The organism is Methylobacterium sp. Leaf113, from assembly GCF_001423325.1.
GTDB lineage: Bacteria > Pseudomonadota > Alphaproteobacteria > Rhizobiales > Beijerinckiaceae > Methylobacterium.
The window spans coordinates 1-14,258 of record NZ_LMNJ01000053.1 but is presented as its reverse complement, the minus strand read 5'-3'; the positions used below and the strand labels follow the sequence as shown (position 1 = coordinate 14,258).

Genomic DNA, 14,258 nt, shown 5'->3' with positions numbered 1-14,258 from the left:
CCGCTGCCGACGCCATGACCCAACCAGACTCGACCCAACCAGACTCGACCCAACCAGACTCGACCCAATCAGACTCGAACCCGCCAGATCTGAACCCGCCCGCCGGCCCGGTCGTCATCCTGGTCCAGCCGCAGCTCGCCGAGAACATCGGCATGACCGCGCGCGCCATGGCGAATTTCGGCCTGTCGGAGCTTCGTCTGGTGGCGCCGAAGAACGGCTGGCCCAAGAAGGGCGTGCGCGAGGCGGCCTCCGGCGCCACCCACATCCTCGACGGCGCCACCGTTCACGCCACCCTCGGCGAGGCGATCGCCGACCTGCACTACGTGCTGGCCACCACCGCCCGCGAGCGCGGGCAGATGAAGCGGGTCTACGCCCCGGACGAGGCCATGCGCGACGTGGCGGGGCGCACCGGCCAGCGCGTCGGCATCCTGTTCGGGCGCGAGCGTGCGGGCCTCGACAACGACGAGGTCTCGCTCGCCGACGCCATCGTGACCTTCCCGGTCGACGCGCGCTTCTCGTCGCTGAACCTCGCCCAGGGCGTCCTGCTGATGGGCTACGAGTGGCGCCGGGCCGCCGGCCTGTCGGCGCTGCCCTTCACCGGGGAGATGCTGTCGCCGCCCGCCACCCGCGAGGCGATGGCCTCCCTGTTCGCGTCCCTGGAGGAGGGCCTGGCCCGGGCCGGGTTCTATCCGCCCGAGAAGCGGGACATCATCGCCCGGAACATGCGCGACATGCTCCACCGCATGGCCATGACCGAGCAGGATGTGCGGACGATGCGCGGCGCTTTGCGCGCCCTCATGACTCGCAAGACAAACTGACGGCAACACATCCAAGAACAGGCGATCTTAACGGCGTCGCTATATTTGCATGGCAGCCTACAGCCCCATGCCTCTTCATCGTCTCACCACGTTCGGCGGCGAGTTCGCCTCCGCCTCCCGCGAAGCGGCGTTCCAGGCGGAGCGCCTGCCGGAGACGCTGCGGCACACGTGGGTGATCTTCCTGACCTGCATCGCGGTGAACGTGCTGCTGTTTGCCAACGATGCGAGCTTCCTCAGCGGTCAGGACGGTCTCGGCGAGATGCTGGTGGCACGCCTCACCATCCTGTTGGCGACCCTGGGCGGGCTCGTCGCCCTGCCGCATATCCGGACGTTCGCCCGGCTGCAGCAGCTCCTCATCCTGTGGCAGGTGCTGGTGAGCGTGGCCATCGGCTGCCTCTGCGGGTCGCGGACGGACAACGCCGTCCTGGCGACCCTTCTGGTTCCCTCCGCCTTCATGCTCCTGCTGCCGCTGAGCTTCGCCTGGACGGCCATCGCCGGCAGCTTCTCCGGGATCGTCCTGCTGGCGGGATACCTGATGCCGCGATCCGCGCCCGCCGCGGGCATCGGCATGACGATCGAGGTCAGCCTGGCGATCCTGACGATCCTGCTGTTCGTCGCGCGCTCGAACCGCCTGCGGCGGCTCGAATGGGCTGCGGCCGGAGCCGAGCGCAAGGTGAGCGGCGAACTCGCGGAGAGCCGCGAGTTGTTCGAGGCGATGTTCCGGGCGGTCCCGGTGCCGATCGTCATGTCGAACGCCGCCACCGGACGACTCGTCAGCACCAACGATGCCGGATTCCGATTTTTCGAGATCGGCGCCGGTGACGTTCTGACCAATTACGGGACCCGGCATTTCCTCTCCCAGGCGGATCACCATCAGGTGCAGGAGATCCTGGGCCGCCAGGCGGTGATCCGGGACCGGGAGACCAGCATCGAGGTCCTCACGGGCGAGCGCCGCGACGTGCTCCTGTCGGTCGAGACGCTGCAGGTCGACGGGATCGTCTGCCACGTCTCCAGCCTCGTCGACATCACCAGCCGCAAGGCCGCCGAGGCGCAGATCCGCCTCGCCGCCAACCACGACGTGCTGACCGGCCTCGCCAACCGGGCCCTGTTCCAGGCGACGCTCGACACCGCCCTGGCGCGCGCCGCCTCCGAGGACGCGCAGGTCGGGCTCATCCTCCTCGACCTCGACGCGTTCAAGGAGATCAACGACACCCTCGGGCATGATTCCGGCGACGCCCTGCTCAAGGAGGTGGCCCGGCGGCTGTGTCAGGTGATCGGCCCCGACGATCTCGTGGCCCGGCTCGGCGGCGACGAATTCGTCATCCTCTCCTGCGGAACCGACGGGTCCGGCCGGAGCCGCATCCACGACGTCGCGGCGCGCATCCTCGACGCCCTGCGTCCCACGATGCCGATCGGCGGGCGGGTCGTCTCGCTCCGGGCGAGCCTCGGCCTCGCGCTCTATCCGGAGCACGCGCGCAATCCGGCGGACCTGTTCACCAATGCCGATCTCGCGCTCTACGCCGCCAAGGCCTCGGGGCGCAACCGCGCCACCCTGTTCGCGCCGGCGCTGCGGGCCAGCATCGAGGACCGGGTGACGGTGACCCGCGAGATGCGCGCGGCCCTGGAGATGGGCAGCGGACTCGTGGCCCATTACCAGCCGAAGATCGACATGCTGTCCGGGGCCGTGATCGGCTTCGAGGCTCTGGCGCGCTGGCAGCACCCGACCCGCGGGTTGCTCAAGCCCCGGGACTTCTCGGCCGTGTTCGACGACGGCGAGATCGGCATCGCGGCGAGCGACGCCCTGCGCCGGCAGATCATCGCCGACATCCTGCATTGGATCGGCCTCGGACTCGAGCCGGGCCGGGTCTTCCTCAACCTCGCCTCGGTGCAGTTCGCGCACGGCGATCTGACCCGGGCCTTCCTCGACGACGTCGACGGCGCCGGCCTCCCGCGCGCGCGGGTCGGGGTCGAGGTCACCGAGACCGTCCTGCTCGGCAGCCACGTGGACCGGGTCAGCAGCGTCCTGTCGGAATTGCACGCGGCCGGCATCCGCGTGGCGCTCGACGATTTCGGCACCGGCTACGCCTCGCTCACCCACCTCAAGCAGTTCCCGGTCGACGAGATCAAGATCGACCGCAGCTTCATCCAGGACCTGGGACGCAACACCAACGATGCCGCCATCGTCGCCGCCGTGCTGCAACTCGGCCGCAGCCTTGGGCTCGACATCACCGCCGAGGGGGTCGAGACGGCGGAGCAGGCTGGCTTCCTGCGCGACCACGGCTGCACCTTCGTGCAGGGCTACCTCCACGCCAAGCCGATGGCGGCAAACCGCGTCCCGGGTTTCCTGCGCAACCGCCTGGACCGGCTCGGCGACGAGGAAGCGGGAATCGTGCGCCAAATCGCCTGATCGGATCGTCGGTCAGGGCGCCCCGAACCGTCCAAGAGCGAAGGGGCTGACCCACCAAGTCGCTCAAGAGTTCAGAAACCAAGTCATGATACGCGCTTCCACGAACGGACCATCAACCCCAGGTTGTATTAGTCTCTATTGATCTTGAACGATAAATGATAATATAGAGGCAAGTATCATTGTTGAGTTTCCCGGCGCAATTCAAATGTACGTCGAAACCCTGGAATTTTCCTCTCGTTATTTTTTTGATTTGATCGAGAGCCAGGGGGTCAACGGCAGTTGGAGCTGGCAATTTGCCGAAAACCGGCACGTCTGGTCGCCGGGCCTGTTCCGCGTCCTCGGCCTCGACCCGCAGACCATCCGGCCGAGCTACGATCGCCTGGTCAGCCTGATCGATCCCCAGGACCGGGACACGGTGGAGACCGGTGTCGACCTGCTCCATGGCGTGACGCTCGGCCCTCAGACACTCCGCATCCGCCGACCGGACGGCGCGATCCGTGTGCTGTCGTCCCGGATCGAGATCTCTCTCACCCCGGACGGGCGCCCACGCGGGGCGGCCGGGGTCGTGCTGGACGTGACGCATCAGGAAATCCTGAGGGAGGCGCGCCTGGCCGAGCAGCGCCGCCGCCGCGCCTGGTACGACGACCAGCGCATCCTGACGTTCTTCAGCGACCAGTCCCATCTGTTCACCTGCCAGGAGGAAGCCTCGGAACTGACCGGCCTCTCATCGGACGAAATCGCAGCCGACGCGTTCGTGACGATCGTGGCGGATGAGCGGGAGCATGCGCGGGCCGAGAATGCCGAGGCACTGGCGGCGGGAAAGGCCTTCCGGGTGACGCCCCACATGCGCATCGCCCGGCATGATCGGGCCTTGTTCGAAGCGTTCATCGTCCCGATCCGCGATGCGGGCGGAGCGATCCGAGAATGGGCCGGCATCACCCGGCCGATGGGCTCGAAGGCCTCTCCGGCCACCGAACTGCTTCTGGAGGGGCTCGAACAGGCCATCGACGGGCGCCACATGCGCGCCGCCCGTGCCCTGCTCGATTGGTCGATGACCGACCTCGCCCAGGCCGCCGGCCTGTCGCTGTCGACGGTCAAGCGCATGGAGGAGAATGTCGACGGCTCCGCGCCGGCGTCCCGTCGCAAGGCGGTGGCGACCCTGCGCCGCTTCGGCATCCGCTTCTCCCTGATGGAGGGCAACGTCATCGGGGTCAGCGCGACCTGACGCGCTCCGTCGGCCGGGGCACCCTGCCTGGGATAAGCCCCTCGGCCGCGTCGCGCCGGGGCCCGCATTCCATCGGCGATCAGGTGCCCGGCATGCTCCAGGGCGGTCGGCGTCGGCACCGTGTCGGGCCGGCCCCTGCGGCGGCCCAGTGGACGTTATGCGCCCGGGGCAAGAACAGCGTCAGGCTCTGACGAACATCGGCACCACTTCGCCATGGGTTCAACGCCGACCGCGTCACGCGAATAGTTCGGTACCGACCGCCATCCGGTCTGATTTACATGTTTCGTACGCCAGATAACCGACTTTAAGTTGCATCATACGAAAAAATGCTTTGTTCGATTTGACATTATACAATTTAAATATCATTTGTTGTTTTCCTTTGGTCGGACACCAATGAACGTCGACGATCTCGTATTTTCGTCTGGGCAGTTTCTGAACCTGATCGAGAGCCAGGGGGTCACCGGCACCTGGGGCTGGCGCTTTGCCGACAACCAGCACGTCTGGTCGCCGGGCCTGTTCCACGTCGTCGGCCTCGACGCCCAGAGCACCCGGCCGAGCTACGATCGTCTCGTCGGCCTGATCCATCCCGAGGATCGCGAGAGGATGCAGACCGGATTCGACCTGATCCACGGCGTGACGCTCGGCCAGCAGACCCTCCGCATCCTCCGTCCGGACAACGCAATCCGTGTCGTATCGGCCCGGACCGAGATCTACCTCGGGGCGGACGGACGTCCGCGCGGCGCGGCCGGCGTCATGCTGGACGTGACGGATCAGGAGCGGCTGCGCGAGGCCCGCATCATCGAGCAGCAGCGCAGGCGAGCCCTGTTCCGGCAGACGCGGACACTGACCTTCTCCAACGATCCGGACTACGCGTTCTCGATGCCCCAGGAAGCCTCCGAGCTGACCGGCCTGCCGCTCCAGGACATCTCGGCAGATGCCTTCCAGTCGGTGGTTCGCGAGGAGCGCGAGCATTGGCGCGGGCTGAGCATCGAGGGCCAGCGCTCAGGGCTGGTGCATGTGACGAAACCCGTCCTGTACCTGGCCGGCGATGATCGCGGGCGCTTCGAGGTGTTCACCGTTCCGATCCGCGATGCGGCCGGCGTGGTGGTGGACTGGAGCAGCCTGACCCGCCCCATCGGATCGCACACTCCCCTGGCCGACGACCGGCTTCGCGAGGGCCTTGAGCAGGCCATCGACGGGCGCCATCTGCGCGCCGCCCGCGCGCTTCTGGACTGGTCGATGACCGATCTCGCCCAGGCTGCCGGCCTGTCGCTCTCCACCGTCAAGCGCATGGAGGAGAACGTCGACAGGATCGCAAGCCAATCCCGACACCGGGCCATGGAAACCCTGCGCCGCTTCGGCATCCGCTTCTCCCTCATGGACGGCGGCGTCATCGGCGTCAGCGCGACATGAAGCGGTCGACCGGCCGGACCTCGCGAGACGCAAAATCAGCGTCCGGTTCGGCAAACTCAGCGTCCGGCTCGAAAGCAGCGTGATCGACGCCGGCTCGCCCGGGTGTCGGCCTGCCCATCTTGCTATGGATAGTTCGTCCTGACCGAAAGATGCTTGAGTTCGTTCATGCAACTCTCGATTGACTGACGTAAACTTGTATTACCGCGTGTTGATCCCGGACCAATATCGTCACTATAGGTCAAAACTATCTTTTGTTGGTTTTTGGTCCGAAACGCATGGACGTCGACGACCTCGGATTCTCATCCCGGTATTTCCTCACCCTGATCGAGAGCCAGGGTATGACCGGAACCTGGGGTTGGCGTTTCGTCGACCACCAGCACGTCTGGTCGCCGGGCCTGTTCCACGTGCTCGGCCTCGACGCCCAGAGTACCCGGCCGAGCTACGATCGTCTGGTCGGCCTGATCCATCCCCAGGACCGCCACAGGGTGCAGACCGGCGCCGACCTGAGGCACGGCGTGACGCTCGGCCAGCAGACTCTCCGCATCCTCCGACCGGACAAAACCGTCCGCATGCTGTCGGCTCGGACCGAGATCTATCTGGGCGTGGACGGACGTCCCCGTGGCGCGGCCGGGGTCGTGCTGGACGTGACGGATCAGGCGATCCTGCAACAGGCGCGTTTGACCGAGAAACGGCATCGGCGGGCGCTGTTTCTGGAAAAGCGCATTCTGTCCTTCTCCAGCCATGAGACCAATCGGTTCTCATCGCAGGAAGAATCGTCGGAAATGACCGGCATCCCGATGAGTGAAATCGCAACCGATGCGTTCGTGGCCATCGTGGACGAGGACCGGGAGCGCATGCGGGTCGAGAACGGAGTATTGCTGGAGGCCGGGAAGGCCTACCGGTCGGTCGCTCTCTTGCGCCTTGCCGGCAACAACCGCGGCCGCTTCGAGAGCTTCATCGTCCCGGTCCGTACTGAGGGCGGGGATGTCCGGGAATGGGCCGGCGTCACCCGCCCGATGGGCTCGACCATGTCGCCGGTCGCCGATCAATTTCTCGAAGGTCTCGAGCAGGCCATCGACGGACGTCATCTGCGCGCCGCCCGTGCCCTGCTGGACTGGTCGATGACCCAGTTCGCCGAGGCCGCCGGCCTGTCGCTCTCCACCATCAAGCGCATGGAGGAGAACATCGACGGGATCGCGCTGCAGTCCCGCCACAAGGCCGTGGCGACCCTGCGCCGCTTCGGTATCCGCTTCTCCCTGATGGAGGGCGGCGTCATCGGCGTCAGCGCGACGTAGCGCGCTGACGGTCGTTGCGAAGGGAGCGGCCTCAGCCGAGCTGAGCGAGGGCCTGCTCCACGTCGGCGATCAGGTCCTCGACGTTTTCGAGACCGATCGACAGGCGCACCGTCTCGGGACCGACCATGGCGGCGGCCTTGTCGGCGGGGTCGAGCTGGCGGTGGGTTGTGGTCGCCGGGTGGATCGCCAGGGATTTGATCTCGCCGATGTTCACGAGGTGCGAGATCAGCTTCAGGCTCATGATGAACGTGACCGCCGCCGGCTCGCCGCCCTTCAGCGCCACGGTGAAGATCGAGCCCGGACCCTGCGGCACGTAGCGGGCCGCCATGGCCTCGCCCGCCTGGCCGGGCAGGGCCGGGTAGCTCACCCAGGCCACCGCCGGATGGTCTTTGAGGAAGGCCGCCACCGCCCGGGCATTGGAACAGTGCCGCTCCATCCGCAGCGGCAGGGTCTCGATGCCGGTCAGGGTCAGGAAGGCGTTCATCGGCGACAGGCCGGGGCCGAGTTCGCGCATGCCGAAGACGCGGCAGGCCGACGCGAAGGCGAAATCCGGGAAGCGCTCCGTGAGCACGAGGTCGTCGTAATCGGCCCAGGGCTCGCTCATCAGGTTGTAGCGTCCGGGCACCGCCGCCCAGTCGAAGCGGCCGGCATCGCAGATCACCCCGCCGATGGTCTGGCCCGAGCCGCCGAGGAACTTCGAGGTCGAGTGGATGACGATGTCGGCGCCGTGCTCGATCGGCCGGATCAGGGCCGGGGAGGCCAGGGTGTTGTCGACGACGAGCGGCAGCCCGTGCCGGTGCGCCACCTCGGCGATCCCGGCCAGATCCATCACGGTCGCGCACGGATTGACGATCGACTCGCACACGATCGCCCGGGTCTCCGGGGTGATCTGCGCCTCGAAATCGGCCGGGGTCAGCCCTTTGGTGAACTGGGGCTTGAGGTCGTAGCGCGCGTCGAGGCGGTTCATCAGGCCGAGGGAGCCGCCGAACAGGCGCGAGGAGGCGACATAGGCCTCGCCGCTCTTCATCAGGGTCATCAGCACCATCAGCACGGCCGACTGGCCCGACGCCACCGCCACGGCGGCCTTGGCGCCCTCCAGGGCGGCGACGCGGCGCTCCAGGGCGGCGACGGTGGGGTTCGAGCCGCGCGAATACGAGAACCCGGTGCGGCGCAGGGCGAAGATGTCCGCCGCCTGCTGGGTGTCCTCGAAGACGAAGCCGTTGGTGAAGTAGATCGGCTGGACCCGCGCGCCGGTGGCGGGGTCGGGCGCGGCGCCGGCATGGATGGCCTGGGTCGCGAAGCGGTGGGTCTGGGTCTCGGTGGCCATCGGGGCCTCCCGTCTGTGAAGGGCGCGGTGAGCGGTCAGGCGGCGCGGTGGGTGAAGGCGCGCAGGGTCCGGACCAGGGTCGAGGGCTCGTAGGGCTTCGGGATGAAGCGCGCCCCGTCGGGCATGTCGTTCGGGCCGGGCGTGCCCATGCCGGAGACGACGAGGACGGGGATGGTCGGCCAGCGATGAGCCACGAGGCGGGCGAGCGCGAAGCCGTCCATCGAGCCGCGCGGCATGTCGACATCGGTCATCAGCACGTCGACGTCGCTGCGCGTCTCCAGCACCGAGAGGGCGTTGTCGGCGTGGCTCGCTTCCAGCACCTCGAACCCGGCATCCGCGAGGGTGTCGGCGGCTTCCATCAGGAGCAGGCCGTCATCTTCGACGAGGAGCACGACGGGGAGGTCTGGCTGGGGTTGCGTCATCGGCGGCCGGACGTTCTCGCGATACGGGGACGGTCGGGGCCTATTCCCCGCCGACAGTGCCGTCAATAACGGGTGGTGTCGCGCATCCGTTTCGCCGGCGCGGTGACGCGGCGACCGGGCAACTCCGGCGCGAAGGCGATCGCCAGCGACACCAGCCCGGCCAGGATGGCGAGGAACGCCAATCCGTCGTTGATCGAGTCCACAGTGGCCCAGGCCGACATCATCGCCTCCGAGGGTCGCCGGACCAGGGTCCACCGCGCGTGGTAAAGGATGCGTTAACACGGCCGCCGCTCAAGCCGTCAGGGCCGCGTCGAGATCCGCGATCAAATCCTGTGGATCTTCGAGGCCGACCGACAGGCGCACCACCTCCGGCCCGGCCCCGGCGGCGATCCGCTGCGGATCGGTGAGCTGGCGGTGGGTGGTCGAGGCCGGGTGGATGATCAGCGAGCGGGTGTCGCCGATATTGGCCAGATGCGAGAACAGGGTCAGGCCGGAGACCAGCTTGACGCCGGCCTCGTAGCCGCCCTTGAGCCCGAGGGTGAACACCGCCCCGGCCCCGTTCGGCGTGTAGCGCCGGGCGAGCTGGTGGTAGCGGTCGGTCTCCAGCCCCGGATAGCTGACCCAGTCCACCGCCGGGTGGCCCTGCAGGAAGGTGGCGACGGCCAGCGCGTTGTCGCAATGGCGCTGCATCCGCAGCGGCAGGGTCTCGATGCCGGCGAGCAGCAGGAAGGCGTTGAACGGCGACAGGGCCGGCCCGAGGTCGCGCAGGCCGAGCACCCGGATGGCGATGGCGAAGGCGAAGTTGCCGAAGGTCTCGGCCAGCACCTTGCCGGCATATTCCGGGCGCGGGGCCGACAGCATGGGGAAGCGCGCATCGCCCGCCCACGGGAAGGTGCCGCCGTCGACCAAGAGGCCGCCGATGGAATTGCCGTGGCCGCCGAGGAACTTGGTCGCCGAGTGCACGACGATGTCGGCCCCGTGTTCGAAGGGGCGGATCAGGTAGGGGCTCGCCATCGTGTTGTCGACGATGAGCGGGATGTTGTGGCGCCGGGCGATCTCGGACAACGCCGCGATGTCGGTGATCACGCCACCCGGATTGGCGATGGACTCGCAGAAGATCGCCTTGGTGCGGGGCGTGATCGCGCGCTCGAACGACGACGGATCGTCGGTCTGGGCCCAGACCACATTCCAGCCGAAGTTCTTGTAGGAATGGTTGAACTGGTTGATCGAGCCGCCGTAGAGCCGGTCGGCCGCGATGAACTCGTCGCCCGGCTGCATCAGGGCGTGCATCACCAGGAACTCGGCCGCGTGGCCCGAGGCCACCGCCACCGCGGCGGTGCCGCCCTCCAGCGCCGCGACGCGCTCCTCCAGCACCGCGTTGGTCGGGTTGGTGATGCGCGAATAGATGTTGCCGAAGGCTTCGAGCCCGAACAGCGAGGCGGCGTGCTCGGCATCGTCGAACACGAACGAGGCGGTCTGGTAGATCGGCGTCGCCCGCGCGCCCGTGGTCGGATCGGGCGCCGCGCCGGCATGGATGGCGCGCGTGTTGAAGCCGGGCAGACGATCGGTCATCGCAAAATCCTCCCGGGCCCGCCGGCCCGCACATGCGTGTCTTCTACGCCCCGCCAGAAGCCGGCGGAAGAGGCCGCAATCCGCTGAAACGAACGTTGGTTCTTTATGCCGGACGGGGGAGGGGGTCAAGGCGGGGGCGGGCCGGGCCTGTCTTTCGGAAAGCCGGGCTGTCGCCGGGATGAAGCGCCGTCATTCCGGGGCGCCGTAGGCGAGCCCGGACCCGAAGGGGCGCGCCAGCGGCGTGCAATCCAGACCCGCCAACCGCGTTCACGTTTGCACCACCTGTGTTTCTGGATCCCGGGCTCCGCTGCGCGGCCCCGGGATGACCGGGTGTTCTAGGAAACAGTCCGGCTTGCAAACCGGAACTTGCAAACCAGAACTTGCAAACCAGGATATGGACGCGCTGCCAGCCGAGGGTCGCCCGTCCACCCCCACCCCTGACCCCTCCCCATAAGGGGGAGGGGGACGCCCAACCCACACACCAGCGCTATCCTGCCGGTCGCGCCTGCGCTAAGGCCGCGCGCATGAGCCACACAGCCCCCCGCCAGCCCGCCCTCCGCCCGACCCTGCCCAGCGACACCGTTCCGGCCGCCCGCATCCTCATCGCCAGCTTCGTCGGCACCGCGATCGAGTTCTACGATTTCTACGTCTATGCCACCGCCGCCGCGCTGGTGATCGGGCCGATCTTCTTCCCGCCCGGCGATCCGGCGGTGCAGACGCTGGCGGCCTTCGCCACCTTCTCGATCGCCTTCATCGCGCGCCCCCTCGGCGCCGCGTTCTTCGGGCACTTTGGCGATCGGGTCGGGCGCAAGGCCACGCTGGTGGCCTCCCTGATGATCATGGGCCTGTCGACGGTGCTGATCGGCTGCCTGCCCTCCTATGCCACCGCCGGATGGTGGGCGCCCTTCCTGCTCTGCGTCCTGCGCTTCGGCCAGGGCGTGGGCTTCGGCGGCGAGTGGGGCGGCGCGGCCCTGCTGGCGGTGGAGAACGCCCCCCCGGGCCGGCGCGCCCTCTATGGCATCTTCCCGCAGCTCGGGGCGCCGGTCGGCTTCATCACCGCCAATCTGGGCTTCCTCGGCCTCGCCCTGGCCCTGAGCCCGGCCGACTTCCAGGCCTGGGGCTGGCGCATCCCGTTCCTGGCCAGCGCCGTGCTGGTCGGCGTGGGGCTCTATGTCCGGCTGAAACTCACCGAGACCCCGGTGTTCAAGGCCGCCCTTGAGAAGGCCGCCCCCGAGCGCGTGCCGCTGGCGGTGATCTTCACCAAGTACATCCGCGCCACCCTGCTCGGCACCTTCGCGATGGTGGCCTGCTACGCGGTGTTCTACCTCTCCACCGTGTTCGCCCTGAGCTACGGCGTCTCGACCCTCGGCTTCACCCGGCCGACCTTCCTGCTGTTCGAATGCGTCGCCGTGCTGTTCATGGGCCTCGGCATCCCGCTCTCGGGCTGGGCCGCCGACCGCTATGGCCGTCGCCCCGTCCTGCTCTCCGGCCTCGTCTTCACCGCCAGCCTCGGCCTGCTGATGGGCCCGATGCTCGGCAGCGGCCAGGGCGGCCTCGTCCTGGGCTTCCTGTGCCTCGGCCTGTTCGCCATGGGCTGGCTGTTCGGCCCCATGGGCGCCCTGCTGCCCGAACTGTTCCCCACCCGCGTGCGCTACACCGGCGCCTCCGTGACCTACAATCTCGCCGGCATCCTCGGCGCCTCCGCCGCGCCGTATCTGGCGCAGCGGCTGTCGGAATGGGGCGGTGTGGGTTGGGTGGGGTTGTATTTGGCGATCGCGGCTGGGGTTAGTTTCGTGGCTGTGGCTTTGATGGCGGAGACCAAGTACACTGGATTGACCGTGTACCAGAACTAAATATCTGCGTCGGAACAAATCATGATATCGAGACACGAGAAAAATCAAATAAGGCGCAATTCGAGGAAGGCGCGCCTTCAATCAAAATCTTCGTCAGAATCATTATCTACAGTAAGTTGCATCAATAAGCGGGATAAAAGATTTAAAAGTTATTTTGAACCTATATTTAATCCGACCGACGAATGGCCGTTTAGCGAAGCGCCTTGGCGGATTTTGGGCGACAAGCGAAATTATCACTCTGTCCTCACTGCGCGCAATCTCCTGGTGCAACTCGCAAATTTTGATAGAGAGGTTATTCAATCGGCTTCATTCGAAAGCTGTGATTTCGATGGCGACTTTTCGCAATCAAGTCCTTCATTTAAAAAATGTGTATTTGATAAATGTGATTTCGGCCTCAGCTCTTGGCGTAGAGCACGATTCAAGGGTTGTACGTTCATCAGAACCTCTTTTAGCTTGTCGACGTTCGTCGATTGCGAATTTCGAGACTGCAAATTTATCGAGATTGGCTTTTCTGGAAACGAGACTATTCTTGATGGAACACTATTCACGAATCCGACCGAGTTTATCAGCAACGTTTATTTGAATGAAGATCCGGAAATATTAAGAAAAAATGGCACTTCTTTATCATATCAATCAATGCGTTTAGATGGAACAAAAGTTTCAATTTCTCGGACATTGCTTGCTAACCTTGCAGTATCCGGGGAAGAAAAATCTTATTATGCAATTTTGAAATTTAACCAAAGACAATCTCTGATAGCAAAAATGAGTAATAATAGATATGAATTAGCGTCAAAACCAGGTCTTGATAAAGAAATACAATTAGTCTGAAGGCTAGTCCTTCTAAAATCTGAATTTTTAATGATGAATTTTATTGGTCGTATTAATAACTGGGGAGAAAGCGTAGCGAAACCAACCTTGATTGGAATTGCTGTTATTTTAGTTTTCGCGTTGCTGTATTATCTAACGGGGATGCGGCAAAACGCGTGGGCGGCTCTGGAAGCTAGCGTCGACATCTCTCTGCTGATTGGCTACACGAAGCACGCAGCGATTTCCTGCACTAACTCCGAGAGATTTGCATTCACTTGCAATATGGTGGCAGGACTGATCTGGTATTCTGTTTTCGTTCCGACCATCATCGGTCGCGTTAGCCGGATTAGATAGTGTCAATCCTAGCTCAATTTTTATTTGGTAGTTATGCCCGTCGAGATTTCAATCAGAGATCTGACGTTGATATTCTATGCGTCACCGAAGAAAATTGGCAAAGGAACGCTTCGGAGGGAAAAATTAATATTTCTTTTTATCCGAAGTCTGATTTTCTTAAAGCATCCTCGCAAGGAGACCTATTTATTCTTCATATAATAAAGGAATCAAAGGTTCTGTATGATCCAAACTCTCTTCATCATTTAGCGGAACGCGCCTTTCAGTACAAAAGCACTTATCAGGAAGATATAAGAAACGCCTCGGAATTGGGCTGGTTTTTACTTAAAAACTCAACCAAATACCCGCCTAGCGTTGATGCCAACAGGATATTCAATAAAAGAATGGCTTGGTGTGTCCGCACTATTTTAATTGCCTTGAGTGTTCAAAATGATAATCCCATATTCGACGCTTATGGTTTGAGCAAAATATCAGGTTCCGATAAAACTTTCGATCTCTTAAGCCACAAAGACGAACCAACCGTGTCTAGAACAGATCTCAATGAGTTTGATAGAATTATTTCTGAGTTTGGAACGAAAAAAATACCTTTCTACTTGATACATACCGCTAAGGGTTCAATTAAATATTTTTCAGAAAAAGGAAATCAAGTCGCTGTCAAAACGCTAGGGTCTGGACTCGATCAGCACCAGAAGGCGATGACGGCAGCGAGTGCGACGGCCGAGGCGTAGTTTCGGGCCAGCTTGTCGTAGCGGGTGGCGATGCGACGGA

General features: G+C 64.3%; 12 protein-coding genes and 2 pseudogenes. 9 read left to right on the top strand and 5 right to left on the bottom strand.

The features are described 5' to 3' along the window. Positions 1-14: 14 nt before the first annotated feature. The 5 genes from ASF60_RS21710 (at position 15) to ASF60_RS21690 (ending at position 7,158) form a co-directional block, all read left to right on the top strand. Positions 15-818 carry an RNA methyltransferase gene (locus tag ASF60_RS21710; protein WP_082508132.1) on the top strand — a complete coding sequence of 268 codons (804 nt, stop codon included), beginning with the start codon at positions 15-17 and terminating at the stop codon, positions 816-818. Positions 819-885: 67 nt separating this feature from the next. Beyond that, complete coding sequence (locus ASF60_RS21705; protein ID WP_162241343.1) at positions 886-3,225, top strand: putative bifunctional diguanylate cyclase/phosphodiesterase; 2,340 nt, start codon at positions 886-888, stop codon at positions 3,223-3,225. 250 nt (positions 3,226-3,475) lie between these two features. Then, a complete protein-coding gene (locus ASF60_RS21700; protein WP_162241342.1) occupies positions 3,476-4,450 on the top strand; it encodes a PAS domain-containing protein in 975 nt (324 codons plus the stop codon). A gap of 393 nt (positions 4,451-4,843) precedes the next feature. Continuing rightward, entirely contained in the window at positions 4,844-5,863 is a 1,020-nt protein-coding gene (locus tag ASF60_RS21695) for a PAS domain-containing protein (RefSeq protein ID WP_056190129.1), read from the top strand. Between the two features lie 275 nt (positions 5,864-6,138). Then, entirely contained in the window at positions 6,139-7,158 is a 1,020-nt protein-coding gene (locus ASF60_RS21690; protein WP_056190127.1) for a PAS domain-containing protein, read from the top strand. 31 nt (positions 7,159-7,189) lie between these two features. Here the strand turns inward: ASF60_RS21690 and ASF60_RS21685 are convergent, their stop codons facing one another. The 4 genes from ASF60_RS21685 to ASF60_RS21675 form a co-directional block, all read right to left on the bottom strand. Continuing rightward, complete coding sequence (locus ASF60_RS21685; RefSeq protein WP_056190125.1) at positions 7,190-8,485, bottom strand: O-acetylhomoserine aminocarboxypropyltransferase/cysteine synthase family protein; 1,296 nt, start codon at positions 8,483-8,485, stop codon at positions 7,190-7,192. Between the two features lie 35 nt (positions 8,486-8,520). Continuing rightward, positions 8,521-8,907, bottom strand: a complete 387-nt coding sequence (locus ASF60_RS21680; protein WP_056190123.1) for a response regulator — start codon at positions 8,905-8,907, stop codon at positions 8,521-8,523. 62 nt (positions 8,908-8,969) lie between these two features. After that, positions 8,970-9,131 carry a hypothetical protein gene (locus ASF60_RS24850; protein ID WP_156376018.1) on the bottom strand — a complete coding sequence of 54 codons (162 nt, stop codon included), beginning with the start codon at positions 9,129-9,131 and terminating at the stop codon, positions 8,970-8,972. A gap of 67 nt (positions 9,132-9,198) precedes the next feature. Further along, on the bottom strand, positions 9,199-10,479 hold the full coding sequence (locus tag ASF60_RS21675; protein ID WP_056190122.1) for an O-acetylhomoserine aminocarboxypropyltransferase: 1,281 nt from the start codon (positions 10,477-10,479) through the stop codon (positions 9,199-9,201). Between the two features lie 524 nt (positions 10,480-11,003). Between ASF60_RS21675 and ASF60_RS21670 the strand changes: the two genes are divergently transcribed. The 4 genes and pseudogenes from ASF60_RS21670 to ASF60_RS25880 form a co-directional block, all read left to right on the top strand. Then, positions 11,004-12,332 (top strand): MFS transporter, encoded by a 1,329-nt coding sequence (locus tag ASF60_RS21670; RefSeq protein WP_244478538.1) that lies wholly within the window; start codon positions 11,004-11,006, stop codon positions 12,330-12,332. A 21-nt stretch (positions 12,333-12,353) separates the two neighbouring features. Continuing rightward, positions 12,354-13,160 (top strand): pentapeptide repeat-containing protein, encoded by an 807-nt coding sequence (locus tag ASF60_RS24845; RefSeq protein ID WP_156634356.1) that lies wholly within the window; start codon positions 12,354-12,356, stop codon positions 13,158-13,160. 30 nt (positions 13,161-13,190) lie between these two features. Further along, positions 13,191-13,493, top strand: coding sequence for a hypothetical protein (locus ASF60_RS24840; protein ID WP_156634354.1), 303 nt, complete (start codon positions 13,191-13,193; stop codon positions 13,491-13,493). Beyond that, a pseudogene (locus ASF60_RS25880) lies at positions 13,493-13,711 on the top strand (nucleotidyltransferase domain-containing protein); the annotation flags it as partial. The gene ASF60_RS24840 and the pseudogene ASF60_RS25880, both read left to right, overlap by 1 nt. Positions 13,712-14,169: 458 nt before the next feature. On the opposite strand, the pseudogene ASF60_RS24835 reads toward ASF60_RS25880, so the two are convergent. Then, a pseudogene (locus ASF60_RS24835) lies at positions 14,170-14,258 on the bottom strand (IS5/IS1182 family transposase); the annotation flags it as partial.

What these genes read in the sequence shown, in the direction of transcription:
- ASF60_RS21690 (WP_056190127.1), top strand. Translation starts at nt 6,139, where the DNA reads ATGGACGTCGACGACCTCGGATTCTCATCCCGGTATTTCCTCACCCTG.
- ASF60_RS24840 (WP_156634354.1), top strand. Translation starts at nt 13,191, where the DNA reads ATGATGAATTTTATTGGTCGTATTAATAACTGGGGAGAAAGCGTAGCG.
- ASF60_RS24845 (WP_156634356.1), top strand. Translation starts at nt 12,354, where the DNA reads ATGATATCGAGACACGAGAAAAATCAAATAAGGCGCAATTCGAGGAAG.
- ASF60_RS21710 (WP_082508132.1), top strand. Translation starts at nt 15, where the DNA reads ATGACCCAACCAGACTCGACCCAACCAGACTCGACCCAACCAGACTCG.
- ASF60_RS21670 (WP_244478538.1), top strand. Translation starts at nt 11,004, where the DNA reads ATGAGCCACACAGCCCCCCGCCAGCCCGCCCTCCGCCCGACCCTGCCC.
- ASF60_RS21695 (WP_056190129.1), top strand. Translation starts at nt 4,844, where the DNA reads ATGAACGTCGACGATCTCGTATTTTCGTCTGGGCAGTTTCTGAACCTG.
- ASF60_RS24850 (WP_156376018.1), bottom strand. Translation starts at nt 9,131, where the DNA reads ATGATGTCGGCCTGGGCCACTGTGGACTCGATCAACGACGGATTGGCG.
- ASF60_RS21705 (WP_162241343.1), top strand. Translation starts at nt 886, where the DNA reads ATGCCTCTTCATCGTCTCACCACGTTCGGCGGCGAGTTCGCCTCCGCC.
- ASF60_RS21685 (WP_056190125.1), bottom strand. Translation starts at nt 8,485, where the DNA reads ATGGCCACCGAGACCCAGACCCACCGCTTCGCGACCCAGGCCATCCAT.
- ASF60_RS21680 (WP_056190123.1), bottom strand. Translation starts at nt 8,907, where the DNA reads ATGACGCAACCCCAGCCAGACCTCCCCGTCGTGCTCCTCGTCGAAGAT.
- ASF60_RS21675 (WP_056190122.1), bottom strand. Translation starts at nt 10,479, where the DNA reads ATGACCGATCGTCTGCCCGGCTTCAACACGCGCGCCATCCATGCCGGC.